The sequence below is a fragment of the uncultured Altererythrobacter sp. genome, from assembly GCF_913057185.1.
GTDB classification, from domain to species: Bacteria; Pseudomonadota; Alphaproteobacteria; order Sphingomonadales; family Sphingomonadaceae; genus Erythrobacter; species Erythrobacter rubellus.
Genome location: NZ_CAJXNK010000002.1, coordinates 26,209 through 43,920, shown reverse-complemented (window position 1 = coordinate 43,920; position 17,712 = coordinate 26,209). Strand labels below are relative to the sequence as shown.

Here is a 17,712-nt window from a genome sequence, read left to right as displayed (position 1 = left end):
TCTAGGATCGACGCGGCGGCTCGGGTGAAAAGTTGAGGAACTGTCCGTCATCCTCAGACCGCAACTCGACCATCACGCCCGCCACATTGCCCTTGCGTTGATTGGAGAATTTGTCGTCGAGACTGGCAATGTCGCTACCCCGTGGGTCACCGCCCAGCTCCTTGATGGCGCGGGTCATCAGACGCAGTCTCGTCTCACGCATCGGGTGTAATGGTAGCCGGATAGCATTGCGTGTGCGCTGTGCATTCTGTTCCCAGAACCGCTGAACCTCATAATCCAGAGCTTCATCCGCATCGGCCAGATGTTGCGCGGATTGCGCAATCGCCAACGGGTCAAGCCAGTCGGCGTCAGCCAGCGCCTGCCGGATCCGCACTCTGTCGAAACGATCATTCTGGTTTGATGGATCTTCTACCGCGTCCAGCCCGGCTGCCGAGACCACGCTTTCCAGCTCTGCTCGACGAAAGCCAAGCAAGGGCCGGACAATGCGCAGCCCTCCTGCTTCGGTCTCATTAACCCGGCGCACGCCTGCCAAACCGGCAACGCCGCTTCCACGGTTCAACCGCATCAGCAGGGTTTCGGCCTGATCGTCCGCATGATGTGCCGTCATGATAGCCGCCAGACCGCGATCACTCACCCAGTGCTCAAGCGCTGCGTATCGTGCTTCACGCGCTTGAGCCTGCAAGTTGCCCTCGGGCACCTGAACGGTCAGCACAGTGCACGCAATATCCCGCTCAGAGCACACCTGCTCGACGAAGGCGCATTCGCTTTTCGCTTCTGCCCGCAGGCCATGATCGACGGTAGCCACCTCGAATTGCTCCGCATACACAGCATGGGCCATAAGCAGCATCGCCAAGCTGTCTGGACCGCCAGACACAGCCAAGCCGAAGCGTTGATCACCCAGACCCGCGCGTTCGACCTCGGCGCGAAACCGCCGGGTCAATTCCGGATCGAACGCCGTATCAATTACAGGTCACTTTCTGGCGGCTTGCTTCATATTGATCTTGAAGCCGCCCGCTCGCCAGCGCCGGATAGGTGTCGCCGAATTCGGCGAGCGCGATGCACGCGCGATTGGTATCTTCCAGAGCAATCATCGCGTCTGCGAGAAACAGCAAGCTGTCACCGGCCCGTGCTGCCTGCTTGTCCACCTGGTAATTGCGCAAGAACCAAGGCGCGGCCTCGCGTGCCTTGCCATCATCCAGATAGACGCGACCAAGCAGGTTGCGGCCATATGTAGCGCGCCAGTGATCGGGATGCTGATCTACGAACAAGCGCAATTGCTGCTGCGCTTCCGGATAGAAGCCCGCGTTCCATAAACGGAATCCATAGGTATATTCATCATCTCCCGCATCGTCGGTTTGCGGCTTCATGATTTCTTGAACACCGGCGAGCCGTTCCTCGCTTGGTCCCGCGGTCTGCGCCGGCGCAGGCTCTGCTGTTTGTGCTGGCCGCGCTGGTTCGACGGTCGATGCGCCGCCGGTCATGGCTGACAGATTGCTCTGCGTCGCCGGAGCTTCCTCGGCTGCCGGTTCCACAACTGGTGCCGGATTGTTGGCAGCTTCCAGCGCTTCCAAACGTTCCTCAAGCAGCATCACGGCATTTCGGTTCTCTTCACCGGCTGCTGTCAATCGCTGCATTTGCGCTTCGATTGCATCAAGCCGCGCGAGAATGTCTGTCACAGCGGTGGTCGAAGTCGCGCTGGATGGATTCGATGGAGTGCCTTGCTGCGTGTTGATCTCTGGTTCGAAAAACCGTGCATCCCCGCCCGGAAACACCTGGCGTTGCAAAGCCCGGATCTCTGCTTCGATCTTGCGCACACGCGCTTCTGATACATCGTCCTGCGCCAGCGCAGGTACCGGCGTGGTCGCAATAACAGCACCGGCCAGAGCCAAACCAGCTAAATTCTTCAATTGGGGCAATTTCACTTCGAGAGCTCCTCGATCTTCAATGTTCTGCAAATAATGGTTTGCAGATGAACCTCAGGCGAAACTTGCATCACCCGGACGACAATTGTCGACCCGACAGCATGCCAAAATGGTGGGAATCCTTGCGTAAGCTCTTATTCGGGAGCCTCTGATGCGGCCCCGCTATCTATCGCATCCGGTTCCGGCGCTTCCGTCATTCGATCACGAAGGGCGTTCGCTGTAATCGGTATGTCGCGAATGGTGACCTGTTCTTCCGCCAGTGGTTCAACATCTTGCCCGCCGATTGTGACGGCAAAAGCATCAGGCCGGCCAGTCCATATTCGCGGGTCTCGCGCGTCAGCGGGAACAGCAAAGCTCTCGCCCATTGCCATCAGCTTTTGCTGAAGCCTGCGTCCGCCCGCCTCGTAAAAGCTAACCCATATGCCGTCTTCCAAGGCTGTAAACACCACCTGATCGGGCGCCGTACCATCAACCGAAGCGCCAGATGTCGTTTGCGCATCCGACAGCGTCGCGACGTCGGCACCGGTGACACTGTCTTCTTCAGCGACCAGAGGTGCGGGATCAGCGCCCGGCGCCATAAACCGGGCGTAAAAGGCGTAACTACCTGCTGCCAGCAGCAGCACCGCGATAGCCGATGCCCATACTAAACCGCTGGGCGGAGCTTTGGCTGGGTCACCAGGCTCAAACGCAGGCGTGTAACGAGGGCGTTGCTCGGTTTGATTGTCCAGCTCAGCGCGGAGCGAAGCGACTATTTCGGCTTCGTCCAAGCCCAGTGCGCGTGCGTAAGTCCGTGAAAAGCCAAAAACATAAGTACGTGCCGGTAACTCAGAAAACTGATCTTGCTCAATCAGTTGCAAGTGCCGTTCAGAGATGCGCGTGCTTGCGGCAACCTGAGCAAGCGAAAGACCCTTTTCCTCGCGCGCTCGGCGCAATCGGCGTCCGACGCCCTCTAATGGGAGTTCGTTATCCGGCTCGATATTTATTTCCTCAACCATTAGGTACGACCCGATTTTCGTGTTGGCTACATGACTGTCATGGCTCTTTCGTGTCAAGCAGCCCGCCATACAGACAGACCTAAATCAGATGAAGCGAGCGAGATGTCAGAGCGACTGCTGTTTGCAGCCTCGTAGGCAGCGCTTAATCGGTCTCGATACCGCGCTCAGCCACCCATTCCTGAAGATTTTTCCGCAAGTCGGTTTGCGGGTCGGACAGCCAGCCGGTCATTGCTTCGGTAATCTCTCCAAGATCCACCCTGCGCACCAATTCTTTGATTGGACCTACAGCCGCAGGCGTAATCGACAAACGCCGGTATCCGAGGCCGAGCAAGGCGAGTGCTTCCAAACGCCGTCCACCCATCTCGCCGCAAACGCCCAAGTCAACCTGATGCCCCACCATGCTCGACGAAATCCGGCGCAGAAAACGCAGGATCGATGGGCTTAGCCAGTCATAACGCTCTGCCAATTTTGGATTGGCGCGGTCTGCTGCAAACAGGAATTGTGTCAGATCATTGGTTCCAACCGACAGGAAATCGACCCGTGGAAGCATCAAATCCAGGACCTCTGCCAGTGCGGGCACTTCCAACATCGCCCCGTAGCGGATCGTATCCGGCAAATGCTTCTTCTGCTTCCGCATATGCTGGATTTGCGCTTCGAAAACCTCCTTGGCCGCATCGAATTCCCACGGCTCGGAGACCATCGGGAACATCACATGCAATTCTCGCCCGGCGGCCGCTTCAAGCAGCGAGCGCGCTTGCACTTTCATCAGCCCGCCGCGCTCGAGCGCGAGCCGCAATGCCCGCCACCCCATCGCCGGGTTTTCATCATGTTCGGACTGTTCGGACTCAAGGTAAGGCACGGCTTTGTCACCGCCGATATCGACAGTGCGAAAAACTACAGGCTTGTCGCCTGCTGCTTCTAGAACATCGCGGTACAAACGGGTTTGTCGTTCGCGCTGAGGCAAAGTAGCCGAAACCAGAAACTGGAACTCAGTTCGGAACAGCCCCACGCCATCAGCGCCAGTCATCGCGAGTGCAGAGATATCGTCGCGAAGACCAGCATTTATCATGACCTGAATGCGCGTACCGCAACGGGTGAAGGGCTCTACATCGCGCAGCTTGGCGTACGCTGCCTGTTTCTCACGCGATTTCTCGAACCGCGTATCGAATGCGTCTGCAACCTGCTGTGATGGCCGGATCGTGGCTGTCGCCTGGTTCGCATCGAGCAGAATTTGATCTCCGTCGCGCACAATTCCCCGAATACCGCGCGCACGACCCAACACCGGCAGCCCCATCGCACGCGCGACAATCACCACATGCGATGTGAGCGAGCCTTCCTCCAGGATCACGCCCTTCAAGCGGCGCCGATCATATTCGAGCAATTCGGCCGGGCCCAGATTTCGCGCGATCAGGATAGTGTCTTTGCGCAGACCTTGCGATGCTGCGGTGCCCAGCTGGCCAGACACGGTCCGAAGCAGCCGATTGGAAAGATCCTCAAGATCATGCATCCGGTCCGCGAGCAAGGGATCATCAATTTCCCGCATGCGCATACGCGTGCGTTGCTGCACGCGTTCGATCGCAGCTTCCGCAGTCAGGCCGGAATCGATCGCTTCGTTGATGCGACGCCCCCACCCTTCATCATAAGCGAACATCTTGTATGTTTCGAGCACCTCGTCGTGCTCTCCGCCCACGCCGAACTCGGCCTGGCTTGCCATATTGTCAATCTGCTCGCGCATCTTGTCAAAGGCGCGATAGACACGCTGCCGCTCTGCTTCGATGTCGTCTGCAACAATATGATCGATTGTGATGCGGGGTTGGTGATAAACGGCGAAACCGCCGGCCAACCCTTTGACCAAAGCTAGGCCGGTAATGTTCTGCGTGCCTGTCTGCGCTCCGCTAAGGCCGCGTGCGTCTTCCTCGTCGACCAGTTCTGCATTCGAGATCAGCTCTGATAGAACCATGGCCGTGGTTTGCAGCGCTTCAATTTCGACGTCTTCGTATTTGCGGGGATCAACATGTTGCACGCACAATGTGCCCACTACACGTTCATGGTACACGATTGGCACCCCGGCAAAGGAATGGAATTTCTCCTCACCGGTTTCCGGGCGATATTGAAAGTCGGGATGTGCCTTTGCCTCGGCCAGGTTCAGCGTTTCATTGTTTGCGGCAATGGTCCCGGTAAGCCCTTCTCCAATCGCCATGCGTGTGACGTGGACAGCGCTTTTGTTCAAACCGCGGGTCGCGAACAGCTCCAGCATGCCTTCGCGCAGCAAGTAGATCGAGCAGACCTCGCTATCCAGGCTTTTGCCAACAATCTCGACCACACGGTCAAGCTTGGCTTGCGCATGCAAACGCGAAGCCATGACCTCGTGTAAACGAGTCAGGATCTGACGGGCCGAAGCTGCTGCTGTCATATGAAAACCGCTATAGCAGGTTGGTAGCGAAGCGAAATCCCGCCCAACAACAATTTTATCTCAGTTCGGCGACTATCCGTTCCAAAACGGCAGTGGAGCGATAATGCTCAGGCTTCGGCGAGCTCTTGCTTGATTTGCAGCTTTTGTTTCTTGAGCATCTGGATCGTACTTGTGTCCGGAGCTGGTCGGTTCATTTCCTCGCGCAATTGCGCTTCGAGACCTGCGTGCTTGTTCTGTAAAGCTTGGACATGTGTCGATACCATCAAGGCTCTCCTCTTCGCGTGATTACCGCAAAGCGACTCGCCTACGCGCGGACGAGCCGCGAAAGAGTATGAAACCATAGAATCGCTATCTTGAAAAGGCTGTGGCGTTACGTATGCGTTGCGCAACAATGTAAAAACGCCGAACCGATAACGAAGGAGTGGGGCAAGTGAACGAGCAAGAGCTTAGAAAACGGCTTGAATTGCTTCGTTCGGAGCACCGCGATCTGGATGCTGCGATTACCGCGCTGACGGAATCCGGTTCGCAAGACCAACTTCAGATTGCACGCTTGAAGAAACGAAAATTGCGCCTGAAGGACCAGATCGCAATCTTCGAAGATCAATTGCTGCCTGACATTATCGCCTGATTTTTCATCAACCTAAGTGTTTATCCTGGATAATTTGCCTCAATCCGTTCCGGTTTGGGACACGCATAGGCAAAGGCGCGGAAAACATGGTTGCCAGACTGGACGCAGGACGAAACTCCATCTTAACCCAGTTTCATGATGCGCCCTTCAAACCTTTCCCGCCCGATTATTGAATCGCTCTACAGCGAGGCATTGCTGCTGGCTGATGAAACGCGCGCCGTGTTCGCGATGGGGATGGGGGATGCCGCACCCGACGCAAGCGACCGCTTGCGACTGGCGCTTTCGAGCGAAGGGCTGAAAGCCACGACACGCATGATGCATGTGCTGGCGTGGCTGCTGAACCAGCGTGCTTTCTTTTCCGGCGAGTTGAGCGAGAATCAACTTCGCCATCACGGGCGCCTGCCCGATGACAGGCCAAGCAATGCAGACGATCTTGAACTGCTCGAGACTGAGACCCGCGCGTTGATCGAAGAAACGATTAAACTGCACCGCCGCATTGCACGTTTGGATCAAGCGTGGGCTGACGAGTTCGAAACGCAGCCGGTCGTACACGCGCTGCGCGCGAGGCTCGACCGCGCCATCAATATGCGCTGACCCGTCCTAGGCTGCGATCAAAGCCTTCTTCCAGGCTGCCAATCGACCTTCGCGCACGTCGCTATCCATTGCGGGGGTAAAGCTTTGCAGATTGCCGCGCAGCGCCGTTGCCGCTTCGTTCAAGTCGGCGTAAATGCCAGCGCCAGCTGCTGCGAGCATGGCTGTACCCAGAGCTGTCGTTTCCACGAATTCAGGGCGCTCGACAGTCAAATCGAGCATGTCGGCCAAATCTTGCGCCATCCAGTTGTTCGCGCTCATCCCGCCATCGATACGCAACGTTTCCCAAGGTGCGCCATCGGCGGCAAAAGCCATTGCCAGATCGTGGGTCTGATGGGCCATCGCCTCCAGTGCCGCACGCGCCAGCTCAGCCTTGCCAGTTGAAAAACTCAGACCGTTTATCACGCCGCGCGCCTCTGCCTGCCAATGCGGCGCACCAAGGCCGCTCAGCGCTGGCACAATCGTAACCCCGCCACTGTCGGGAATAGACCGCGCAAGCTCTTCTGTCTGACTCGCGACCTCAACGATGCCAAGCGAATCGCGCAGCCATTGGATCAGGCTGCCCGCCACGAATACGGAGCCTTCCAGCGCGTAGGTACGCTGGTCATTGATCTGATACAGGACAGTGCCCAGCAAGCGGTTGGTCGAGCGCGGAATCTCGCCGCCTTTGTTGGTCAGCACGAAAGCGCCAGTGCCATAAGTTGACTTGGTCTCGCCCGGCGAGAGGCAAGCCTGGCCAATGGTGGCCGACTGCTGGTCACCTGCAAGGCCAGTGATAGGGATCTCGCGCCCTAGCCATTCGGCGCTTGCGACCGCGACCTCCCCCGCATTGTCGACAACTTCAGGCAAGGCCGCATGCGGAACGCCGAACAATTCGCAAAGTGCCGGATCGAACAACGCGCCGCCTAGCTCCAGCAACAAGGTTCGGCTGGCGTTGCTCGCATCCGAGATGTGCGCTCCGCCTGAAAGTTTGAAGATCAACCAGCTTTCGATAGTGCCAAATGCCAAAGTGCCCATTTCCGCAGCTGCGCGAACCGCGGGTTCATTTTCGAGCATCCAGCGCATTTTCGTGCCAGAGAAATAGGGGTCAAGCAGCAATCCTGTTCGTGCCTGAACATCACCTTCGTGCCCCGCTTGGCGCAATTCCTGACATGATGGTTCCGTTCTGCGGTCCTGCCATACGATCGCCTTGCAGAGCGGTTCGCCCGTGGTCTTATCCCATGCGACCACCGTTTCACGCTGGTTGGTGATCCCGATGCACGAAATGCGATCAGCTCCGCCCGCCTGCTCAGTAACGTCGCGCACACAAGCGAGCGTCTTGTCCCATATTTCCGATGCGTCATGCTCAACCCAGCCAGGCCTTGGATAATGCTGTTCCAGCTCGCGCTGCGCCACATGATGCAGCTTGCCCGCGGAATCGAACAGCATCGCGCGCGTCGAAGTGGTCCCTTCGTCCAGCACCAGAATGAAGTCTGACATAATTCTCCCCAAATTCGCTGGCGTGACATGTGCACGACCATCCTTCATATGCAAGTCATGGCTTTACCACCCGAACCATGGCCCACGGGCATCGCCGAACAATGCGAACCGCTGGTGCGGCGCGTCCTCGCCCCTAACCCGTCACCTTACACCTATACCGGCACGCAGACCTATATAGTGGGCAGTGCTGGCGATGTGGCGGTGATTGATCCGGGGCCAAACGAACCTGACCATATTGACGCGATAATGGCTGCGATTGGTGATGCCAAAGTCGCCGCGATCATGTGCACGCACACACACCGCGATCACTCGCCTGCGGCCGCCCCCTTGGCAGAGCGCACCGGCGCGCCGATTGTGGGCTGTGCTCCGCTTGTGATCGACAGCGATCTGCCGCGCAGTGACGAAGCTTTCGATACTACCTATGCGCCAGACCGCGTGTTGGAAGATGGCGAAGCGATGACCGGCGAAGGTTGGACTTTGCGCGCGGTGCATACGCCGGGGCACACATCAAACCACCTCTGCTTCGCGCTGGAAGAGAGCGGCGCGCTGTTCACTGGAGATCATGTGATGGGCTGGTCAACCAGCGTGGTGATCCCGCCTGATGGCGATATGGGCGACTATATGGCGAGCCTTGAACGGCTGCAGGCACGCGAGGACAGGGTGTATTATTCGGCGCACGGGGCGCCGATCGAAAAGCCGCGCCAGCTGGTACGCGGGATGATGGGGCATCGCCGCCAGCGCGAGAACCAGATTCTGCGGCTATTGGGCGAACAAGCTCGCACGATCCCGGACTTCATTCCGGTGATGTATAAGGGCTTGGACGAGCGCCTGCATAAGGCCGCGCAAATGAGCGTGATGGCGCATCTGCTCGATCTGGAGAAACGCGGGCTCGTTGCTCAGGGTGAGAACGAAGTCTGGCAGACAAACTAGCGAGATTTAACTGCGAGCCGGAAAGTCCGAAACTGGGGTGGAAAGCGGACAATATCTGTTCGACCGCGCGCTGATCACAAAAACGGGTAACGACGAAGCCAGCGCTCCTTCCTACAACGGTCTCTGCAAAAACGGGGGTCGGAAATTGGTCACGACACTTCGTAAGTCCGAGGCTGCCGCGTAGGCTGCTGGGACAACCAGCAGAGTCAGGAAAGTGGAAGTGGTCAGCCCGCCGATGATGATGAAGCCCATAGCATTGCGCCACTCTGCTGCATCTGACTGCGCCAGCGCTACCGGCAGCATGCCGAATACGGCAGCAAGCGCGGTCATGAGGACGGGTCGTAAGCGTTTTGGCGCGGCGTTGCGCATTGCAGAAGCCGCATCCTTATCAGCTTCGCAATACCGGTTGGCGAGATCGACAAGCAAGATACCGTTTTTCATCACGATCCCCATCAAAGCGATCATGCCGATTTGCGCGAACAGGCTCATTTCCTGGCCCGCCGCCCACATCAGGAAGTAGGCGCCGGAGAACGACAGTGGTGCCGTAAGCATAATGATGATGGGTTGCCCAAAGCTATTGAACTGGCTGGCGAGCACGATGTAGAGCGCGACGATTGCGAGCGCGAATGCAAAGATAATCGCCTCGCTGGTTTCGGCGAGGAGACGGGCAGTGCCTTCCATTCGCGTCGCCAAGCCGGCAGGTGGCGGATTGGCGGCAAGCAACTCTTCCACATCAGCCACGGCAACGCTCAGCGCCACACCGGGAGCCGTATTGGCGAGCACTGAAATCTGGCGCGATCGATCGATGCGCTCAATTTCCGCAGCGCTCAATGCAACGTCAACATCGGCAATCGCAGCAAGATCGACCAGGGTGCCCTGTCCGGTCCTGAGCGGAAGTGCCTCGACGTCGCCAAGCCCCTTTCGTCCACTTTCCTCGAGGCGCACGCGAATGTCATAGCGACGTCCATCAGCCTCGAATGTGCCTGCATCGCTTCCGCCGACCAGCGTTCGCGATGCGGCGGCCAGGTTGCGCGCCGAAATCCCGAGATCGGCGGCCCGGTCGCGGTCGAAGGCGATCTGCAGTTCCGGCCTGCCACCTTCGTAGGACGAGCGCACGTCGACAAATTCGGATCGTGCGGCCAGCTCGCCCTCCAGCCACCGCGCGTAGTCGTTGATGGCTGCGGTGTCCGGTCCGGTTATTATCAGTTCAATTGCAGTCTGTCCGACCCCGGCACCCGATACCCACGGAACCTCCTCCACGGACACCTCCTGTGCTGCCGGAACATCTCCCATTATCTCGTTCCGTGCGAAGGTCATCACGTCGTCCTGCGTCGCCTCGCGCGACCGCTTGGGCCTCAACCCGATATAGACTTCCAGCTCATTGATCTTGGGATTGGTTCCGCTGCCCGCACTCACGAAAACGAGTTCGACTTCCGGATTCTGGCGCAGTGAGGAATCGACCTGCTCTGCCGCCTTCTTCGCTTCGGAAACCCCTGTCCCAAGAGGAAGCTTGATCGTCGCAAGGAATTCGGATCGATCCGTTGTGGACATGAAGGTGCTTGGAACGAGCGCTGCAAAAAATCCGCCGATCAGGACGCTTGCGAGCGCGCCGCCAAGCACGAGATAACGGCGGTTGATCGCCCAAGACACGAGCCTTTCGTAGAGTTGACGCATCTCGATATGGAACCGTTCAATGCGTCCGAACCAGCCACTTTCCGCGTGTTCGGGGCGAAGCAACCTCGCCGATAGTGCAGGTGCAAGCGTGAAGGCGACCAGCATCGACACGCTGACCGAAAAGACGATTGCCAGACCGTATTGAAAGAAGAAACGACCAACAATTCCTTCCATGAAGGCGATCGGCACAAACACCGCCAGCGTTGCGAATGTGCCTGCCAGCACGGCCAAGGCCACTCGTCTGGTTGCGGTGTGGGCGGCTTCGGTCGCATTTTTCCCTTCATCAACGTCGTTCTGGACCGCCTCAACCACAACGATGGCATCGTCGACCAACAGGCCGATAGCGACTGTCAGCGCCAGCAACGTGACCATGTTAACGGTAAAATCGAAAGCCGCGAAGGCAACAAAAGTTGCGACAATCGAGGTCGGAATAGCAAGCAGCACGATGACCGTCGCGCGCCAGCTAAGGAGAAACAGGAAGGTCACCGCCACCACCAGCACCACGGCAATGAATAGGTCGAACAGCACGTCGCCGATGGCCTGCTCAATAAAGCGAGACGTGTCGCGAGCGATGATGAAATTGATACCCTTGGGAGCGGTGGTCCGGATGCTTTCGATTTCTGCGCGGATCTGTTCTGCCACCGCGACCGTGTTCTCTCCGCTTTGCTTGCGGACTTCGAGAACAACGCCCGGTTCCCCATCGAGCTGGGCATAGCTCTCCTCGTCCTCAATGGAGTCCTCGACCCGCCCTACATCGCCGATCCGAACAGTCTGTCCATTGGGCCGGTAAAGGATCGGTATTGCGGCAAATTCCGCCGCCGTTCGTGCTTCGGCAAGGATGCGGATGCCGAACTGGCGCGTACGCCCCTCGGTAACCAGGCGCCCGCCCGGCAGCTCAGCATTCTCGCGTTGGATTGCGCCGAGCACATCCTCTGCCGTTACTCCGCGCGCGCGCATCGCAGCCGCATCGAGCCATATGCGCATTTCGCGTTCTCGCCCGCCAACCAGCTCGACCGAACCGACGCCGGGCACTCGCTGCAATCGCTCTTTCACCTCCTCATCTGCAAAAGTGGTCAGGTCGCGGATGGGCATGTCGCCTGACAACAGAACCGACAGGATCGGCGCGGCATCGGGATCGACTTTCTCGATGACCGGCGGTTCGGAATCGTCCGGCAGATCGGCCGCGAGCCGCGACATCTTGTCGCGTACTTCCTGCGCCTTGAGATCGGCGTCCTCCTCCAGCTCGAACTCGAGATTGACGATGCTTACACCCTCGGCGCTAATCGATCGCATCTGGCGCAAGCCGGAGATCGTGTTGAGCTGTTCCTCTATGACGTCGGTGACTTCGGTTTCCATGGTGCCCGGCGAAGCGCCGGGCAGAGCTGTCGTTACAGATACGTATGGAAACTCTACCTCAGGAAAGAGGTCGACCCCGAGCCGGTTGAACGAGACCAAGCCAAGTACGACGAGCGAAGCGATTAGCATCGTCGCGAATACCGGTCGCCGGATCGAAACGTCTGCAAGCCACATATCAGCTTGCGCCGCGGGTTCGGCGTGATTTGAGCGGCTCGTCATTCCGCAATGTGGCCGGAGGATCGAGAATAACCTCGTCGCCCGGTTCCAGCCCTGAACGGATACGCACCTGATCGAGATCGATACTCTCAAACGCCACTTCCCGGCGCTGTGCCTTTCCGTTTACGACCACGAAGACGTAGGCCGCAGCACTGTCGCCGAGTATTGCTGGGCGGGGCAAAACGATCGCTTGCACTGGCGGCACCGAGATCTCGGCTCTGACTGCCAGCCCTGAACTGATGCGGTAATCGGGATTGGCGATCGGCAGCCGCAGTTCGACCATCCGGCTTTCAGGATCGACCCGGTCGTTGATGATGTACACGGTACTGTCGAATGGCTGCTCGAATCCTTCGATGAAGACCCGCGCTGGCATGTTGCGTCGAAACGCGTCGACATATTCCTGCGGCGCGTTGACGATGGCGGCAACGATCCCGAGCTCTTGCAATTCCAGCGCGGCTGATTGCCGTCCCATCGAAAAGCGATTGTTCAGGTATACACCTTCATCGACCATCCGCGCGGTTACAACCCCATCGTATGGCGCGCGCGTGATTGTGTCGGCCAATGCCTGCTGTGCGGTGCCAAGGGCCGCCTGAGCCTGTGCCTTCTGCGCCCGCGCTACAGCCAGCTCCGTCTCAGCCGCGTCAACCTGTGCTTTCGAAACGAAACCTCTTGGGGCAAGGGCCATAACGCGATCGTAACGCCTTTCAGCCTCAATCGCTTGCGCGCTTGTCAGATCGACTGCTGCCTGCGCTTCAACTACGCGTCGCTGATAGTCGGCCTGGCGGATACGAAAAAGCGGTTGTCCGCGAGAAACCCTGTCGCCGACCTTGACGAAAATTCGTTCTACCGGCCCTTCGGTAAGCGCACCAATTGCACTGCGCTGTTTGGCTGCAATCGTGCCGAATGCCTTAACTGGTTCAGCGAACGGTTGGGGTTCGACGATTGTCGTCGTAACTTCGCGCGGCTCTGTCTGAGCTTCTGGCGCAGCCTCATCCCCTTCAGTTTCACCCGAACAGCCAGCCAGGGTCAGCGCAAACACAGCCACCCCACCAAGAGCAAGACGCGCTAGCATATGTAGGCACCTCTACCGCTGGCGAGCAGGACGGGCAACGCGCTGTCGTCACCGACCATTTCTGCGGCAAGGGAGAGTCCTCCCGATCCCTCGTTTCTAGTGGTCACGTTCTCCATATCGCGACCCACTATATTGTAAGTTGCTTTACAGTAAATAGCTTTATCTAAATCGATGCTGTGTTAAGGTGCTCCGCATGGCAACCAAGCTCGAAAATGATGCCGACGAAAAGGCAGCAGCCTTCCTAACCGATCAAGACCGATTGGTTTTTCTCTTGGAAGAGCTGACAAGACGATTGCGTCGCACCTTCGACACCTCACTAGAACAGTTTGGCCTCACTCGTACCCAGTGGCGTGCATTGGCCTATCTCTACCGCACACCCGGCATGACCCAGACCGAACTGGCTGGGCAACTGGAACTGGAGCGGGCAAGCATCGGGCAAGCAATCGACCGGCTGGAAAATCTGGGCTTGGTCGAGCGGCGCAGCGCCGAAGACGACCGGCGCGTGTGGCAGGTGCACCTCCAGCCCGCTGCAATCGACTTGCTTCCAAAAATGCGGGTCGAGGCGGATCAGGTCTATGAGCGCTTGCTTGAGGGAATAAAGGACGAGGACTTGGAAGCATTCAAGTCTACCTTGGCCACAATGCAGCGCAATTTGGGCGATGCCTAACGGGAGGGATGGTCGCCCGAACAGAACGCTACATGGCCAGCTGGATTTGGCCCCATCCCCGAGAAGCGGTGGCAATTTTGCTACTTGGCCATTTGTTTCCGCCATTGGGTCGTGAGCGGACTTAGGCGTATTCCCCCTTCGCAAAGGCTTCGGCCATTGCGAACTTCTGGATCTTGCCTGATCCGGTGAGAGGAAATTCCTTGACCCATACCCAATGCGCAGGCGTCTTTTGAGGTGACAATCGCGCGCGAATAAAGCTGCGCAACTCGCTATCATCGGGTCGCTGAGCGCCCTCTGCCAGTCGCAAGAACGCGGCAACAATCTCGCCCCATTTTTCGTCCGGCACACCTACCACCGCGACTTCGGCGATCACCGGATGTTCCAACAAGGCGGCTTCGATTTCGGCGGGAAACAGATTTTCGCCGCCACGAATAATCATCTCTTTCACACGGCCCGTGATCTTCACATAGCCACGTGAATCCATGCTGCCCAAGTCACCGGTATGCAGCCAGCCGTCCGCGTCGATCGTCTCCGCGGTGGCCTGAGGATTGTCATTATAGCCCGCCATCACGTTGAATCCGCGCATGCAAATCTCGCCTTGTTCGTTCGGTGCGCAGATTGAATTGTCCGACGGATTGCGGATCGCGACTTCCATATGGCTGCATGGTTGGCCAATGGTCTCCGTCAAATCAGGCCCGGTATCGGTTGGCCATGCAGCTGTGATCGCCGGCGAAGTCTCGGTCTGGCCGTAAACGATCAGGATCGGCACCCCGAAAATCTCTTGCGCGGCGCGATTCAGCTCAGGTTGGACCATGGCTCCGCCGCTGACGATTGTCTCTACGCATTTCACATCCGTTCCGGTTGCTCTGGCAGCTTCGATAAGCGCAAAGATCATAGTCGAGACGCCGCCGATAACCTCGGGTTTCTCGCGCGCAATTCCACTCACCACCGCCGCGGGATCGAAAACGGTGACCAATAGAATTGTCGCTCCATGGCTGAGCGCGCCCAGTACACATACGGCGCTTCCGGCCGTGTGGAACAGCGGGAAAGGGCATAGCACCTGCTTGCCCGGCGCCAGATTCCAGCGCACGAACACGTCGTGATTGCTCTGCAATAGCCCGTGCTGATGCAGCAAAACGCCTTTCGGGAAACCCGTGGTTCCAGAGGTGTACTGAATCATGCAGATATCATGCGGTATGGTTTCGCGTAGTTCGCCATCACCTGCACCCGCGAACAGGTCAGCGTGATCCTCTATATCGATGACATAATCCGCCGCGGGCAACCCGGCGGCACCTTCATCCACGATCGGCCTCAAGGCTGAGCCGCGGACATGCGGCTGGTAGTAAACCGCAGCCGAACCTGACTGCTCCAATACATAATGCACTTCGCGCGGTGTGAACGACGGGTTTACAGTGACGATGGTGAGACCCGCCAATGCCGCGCCAAGCTGCACAATAATCCACTCGGGACAATTACCCGCCATGATCGCGATACGCGTGCCGGCTGGGTGGCGCGCCGCCAAAGCTCGCCCGCAACGCTCGGCATCGCTCAACAGCTCGGCATAGGTCCATTCGCGCCCCACAGTGCCATCGGCCAACATCTCGCGCAGTGCCAATCCATCACCGTGCGTTTCCACCTGTTCGCGCAGCATTTCTTCGATTGTGCGTTCGCGCATCGGCGTGTCGGCTTGCGCCGGACAGTATGCTTCAGTGAGGTTGAGCTTGTACATCGCAATCATCTCCCGCCAATCTGGCTACCATAGCTGCGACCTAAAGCACTCGCAAAATGCCATATTCTGCCTATATGGGAAGCGAATTCTCTGATCTTACCGGATATGATTGATGAGCGTAGAAACCAAAGTCCCTACTGGCACAGACTTACTCGCGGAGATTGACCGCCTGCGTAAAGAGCGGAATGCGGTAATTCTGGCGCATTATTACCAGACGCCGGACATTCAGGATATCGCGGAGTTTGTTGGAGATTCGCTGCAACTGTCGCAAATGGCGGCGGAAACGGATGCAGATGTCATCGCATTCTGCGGCGTGAAATTCATGGCGGACACCGCCAAGATACTGTCCCCTGAAAAGATCGTCGTGCTGCCCGATATGGATGCCGGTTGTTCGCTTGAAGACAGCTGCCCGCCGGAAAAGTTCAAGGCTTTCCGCGAGGCACACCCCGATCATATCGCGCTGACCTACATCAATTGCAGCACCGAGGTGAAGGCGCTGTCGGACGTGATCGTCACCAGTTCCAGCGCGGAAACGATCCTGCAAAAGATCCCGCGCGACCAGAAGATCATCTTCGGGCCTGACCGGCATCTGGGCGGCTATCTCAGCCGCAAGTTTGATCGCGAAATGCTGTTGTGGCCAGGCGTTTGCATTGTGCACGAGGCGTTTAGCGAGACAGAGCTGCTCAAGCTGAAAGAGCAATATCCCGGCGCACCGGTTGCCGCGCACCCCGAATGCCCGCCGACGATTATCGATCACGCAGACTATGTCGGATCAACCAGCGGCATCCTGAAATTCGCGCAGGAATTTGAAGGTGACACACTGATCGTGGCGACCGAGCCGCACATCATCCACCAGATGGAAAAGGCGCTGCCGGAAAAGAATTTTATCGGCGCACCGGGCGCAGACGGTAACTGCAGCTGCAACATCTGCCCATATATGGCGCTCAATACGATGGAGAAGCTCTACGTCGCGCTGCGCGATCTGGAGCCTCGCATCGAGATTGAGGAAGAACTGCGACTGAAGGCCAAGGCGAGCTTGGACAAGATGTTGGAAATGGCCAGCGGAGCAGTCGGCAAGGGCGATTTGGGGAAGGTTTAACTTCTCACCCTTGCGACACCGCGAGCCAGGACCAGCGCGCTGCCGAGCAGCACCATGCCAGCAATATCGAGCAGTGTGAGCACTTCGCCGAAGACTTGATAGCCGATCAATGCGGCAACGGCTGGCTGTGTCAAAAGCGCCAACCCGATCACCAATGGCGGAAAATGGCGCAGGCTGAACACCAGCAATCCCTGTCCGACAAGCTGGCTGGATATGAACAGAATCAGGATCGGGGTCCAATCGTTTGGCCAAACCGGCTCCCCGTTGATCAAGGCAATTGCCAGCAGAAGGGGGCAAGCGAAAATGCTGACCCAGACCAGCAAACTCCACCCGCCAATCGTTTGCCGCGCACCTTGAAGATTGATGAGATACACCGCGTACAGGAGACCTGCGGTCAAACAGAACAGGTCCCCGATCAGCGTAGTGGTCGAAATATCCGCACTACGCCCCATCAGAATTGCCGCGCCTGCAAGCGCAAAGACAATCGCGGTCCATTCCGTGCCGCGCGGCAGGCTGCGCGAAAGGATAAAGCCCCATAATAACAACACGATACTTCCGGCATTGCCGAACAGCGTGGCGTTGCCTAGTCGGGTCATCTCAATCCCGACATGCCAGCTTGCCAGATCAAGCCCGAATGCCACCGCGCCCAACGCCACGAACATCAAAGTTCGGCGCGGGATTCCAGTTAGAGCTTGGCCGCTAAACCGCGCAAACACGGCCAGGAAGGGCAAAGCCAAGAGCAACCGCCAGAAGCCTGCGCTGACCGGACCGGTGTCGGCCAAGCGCACGAACCACGGCCCCATCGCCAATGCGACATTGCCCGCAAGCAAGGCAAGCAAAAGCAACCAGCCACGCGGACGGGAAAGTTCTGCTGGCATACCCCCATCATTTTCCATGGTTGCGCACTAGCTGCTTCGCCCCCAAGTGCCTATTACAAAGAG

The 17,712-nt window shown here is 58.1% G+C and carries 15 protein-coding genes; 5 read left to right on the top strand and 10 right to left on the bottom strand.

Features of this window, described 5'->3' with window-relative positions; translation table 11 throughout:
• Position 1: 1 nt before the first annotated feature.
• From tilS to QZ487_RS08005, 5 genes are all read right to left on the bottom strand, one after another.
• Positions 2-940 carry a tRNA lysidine(34) synthetase TilS gene (tilS, locus tag QZ487_RS08025; RefSeq protein WP_296024164.1) on the bottom strand — a complete coding sequence of 313 codons (939 nt, stop codon included), beginning with the start codon at positions 938-940 and terminating at the stop codon, positions 2-4.
• Between the two features lie 19 nt (positions 941-959).
• Positions 960-1,907 carry a hypothetical protein gene (locus tag QZ487_RS08020; RefSeq protein WP_296024163.1) on the bottom strand — a complete coding sequence of 316 codons (948 nt, stop codon included), beginning with the start codon at positions 1,905-1,907 and terminating at the stop codon, positions 960-962.
• A 149-nt stretch (positions 1,908-2,056) separates the two neighbouring features.
• The gene (locus QZ487_RS08015; RefSeq protein WP_296024162.1) at positions 2,057-2,917 is read right to left on the bottom strand and encodes a helix-turn-helix domain-containing protein; all 861 of its coding nucleotides are present in this window, start codon (positions 2,915-2,917) and stop codon (positions 2,057-2,059) included.
• 142 nt (positions 2,918-3,059) lie between these two features.
• On the bottom strand, positions 3,060-5,330 hold the full coding sequence (gene ptsP, locus QZ487_RS08010) for a phosphoenolpyruvate--protein phosphotransferase (protein ID WP_296024161.1): 2,271 nt from the start codon (positions 5,328-5,330) through the stop codon (positions 3,060-3,062).
• A gap of 107 nt (positions 5,331-5,437) precedes the next feature.
• Positions 5,438-5,593 (bottom strand): YdcH family protein, encoded by a 156-nt coding sequence (locus QZ487_RS08005; RefSeq protein WP_285975719.1) that lies wholly within the window; start codon positions 5,591-5,593, stop codon positions 5,438-5,440.
• A 167-nt stretch (positions 5,594-5,760) separates the two neighbouring features.
• Between QZ487_RS08005 and QZ487_RS08000 the strand changes: the two genes are divergently transcribed.
• Both QZ487_RS08000 and QZ487_RS07995 read left to right on the top strand, forming a co-directional pair.
• Positions 5,761-5,958 (top strand): DUF465 domain-containing protein, encoded by a 198-nt coding sequence (locus QZ487_RS08000; protein WP_285975720.1) that lies wholly within the window; start codon positions 5,761-5,763, stop codon positions 5,956-5,958.
• Between the two features lie 135 nt (positions 5,959-6,093).
• Complete coding sequence (locus QZ487_RS07995) at positions 6,094-6,552, top strand: DUF1465 family protein (RefSeq protein ID WP_296024160.1); 459 nt, start codon at positions 6,094-6,096, stop codon at positions 6,550-6,552.
• 6 nt (positions 6,553-6,558) lie between these two features.
• On the opposite strand, the gene glpK is transcribed toward QZ487_RS07995, so the two are convergent.
• On the bottom strand, positions 6,559-8,028 hold the full coding sequence (gene glpK, locus QZ487_RS07990; protein WP_296024159.1) for a glycerol kinase GlpK: 1,470 nt from the start codon (positions 8,026-8,028) through the stop codon (positions 6,559-6,561).
• 57 nt (positions 8,029-8,085) lie between these two features.
• On the opposite strand from glpK, the gene QZ487_RS07985 reads away from it, so the two are divergent.
• The gene (locus QZ487_RS07985) at positions 8,086-8,958 is read left to right on the top strand and encodes an MBL fold metallo-hydrolase (protein WP_285975723.1); all 873 of its coding nucleotides are present in this window, start codon (positions 8,086-8,088) and stop codon (positions 8,956-8,958) included.
• Between the two features lie 111 nt (positions 8,959-9,069).
• Here QZ487_RS07985 and QZ487_RS07980 read toward each other — a convergent pair whose 3' ends face one another.
• Positions 9,070-12,207: an efflux RND transporter permease subunit gene (locus QZ487_RS07980; RefSeq protein WP_296024158.1), complete on the bottom strand. Its 3,138-nt coding sequence runs from the start codon at positions 12,205-12,207 to the stop codon at positions 9,070-9,072.
• On the bottom strand, positions 12,164-13,276 hold the full coding sequence (locus QZ487_RS07975; RefSeq protein ID WP_296024157.1) for an efflux RND transporter periplasmic adaptor subunit: 1,113 nt from the start codon (positions 13,274-13,276) through the stop codon (positions 12,164-12,166). Before QZ487_RS07975 ends, QZ487_RS07980 begins: the two co-directional genes overlap by 44 nt.
• Before the next feature lie 193 nt (positions 13,277-13,469).
• Between QZ487_RS07975 and QZ487_RS07970 the strand changes: the two genes are divergently transcribed.
• Entirely contained in the window at positions 13,470-13,943 is a 474-nt protein-coding gene (locus tag QZ487_RS07970) for a MarR family winged helix-turn-helix transcriptional regulator (RefSeq protein WP_296024156.1), read from the top strand.
• Positions 13,944-14,064: 121 nt separating this feature from the next.
• Here the strand turns inward: QZ487_RS07970 and QZ487_RS07965 are convergent, their stop codons facing one another.
• The gene (locus tag QZ487_RS07965) at positions 14,065-15,672 is read right to left on the bottom strand and encodes a class I adenylate-forming enzyme family protein (RefSeq protein ID WP_296024155.1); all 1,608 of its coding nucleotides are present in this window, start codon (positions 15,670-15,672) and stop codon (positions 14,065-14,067) included.
• Positions 15,673-15,784: 112 nt separating this feature from the next.
• Between QZ487_RS07965 and nadA the strand changes: the two genes are divergently transcribed.
• Complete coding sequence (gene nadA / locus QZ487_RS07960; RefSeq protein WP_296024153.1) at positions 15,785-16,771, top strand: quinolinate synthase NadA; 987 nt, start codon at positions 15,785-15,787, stop codon at positions 16,769-16,771.
• Here nadA and QZ487_RS07955 read toward each other — a convergent pair.
• A complete protein-coding gene (locus tag QZ487_RS07955; protein ID WP_296024152.1) occupies positions 16,768-17,667 on the bottom strand; it encodes a DMT family transporter in 900 nt (299 codons plus the stop codon). The two genes, nadA and QZ487_RS07955, sit on opposite strands and share 4 nt — an antisense overlap.
• Between the last annotated feature and the right edge of the window lie 45 nt (positions 17,668-17,712).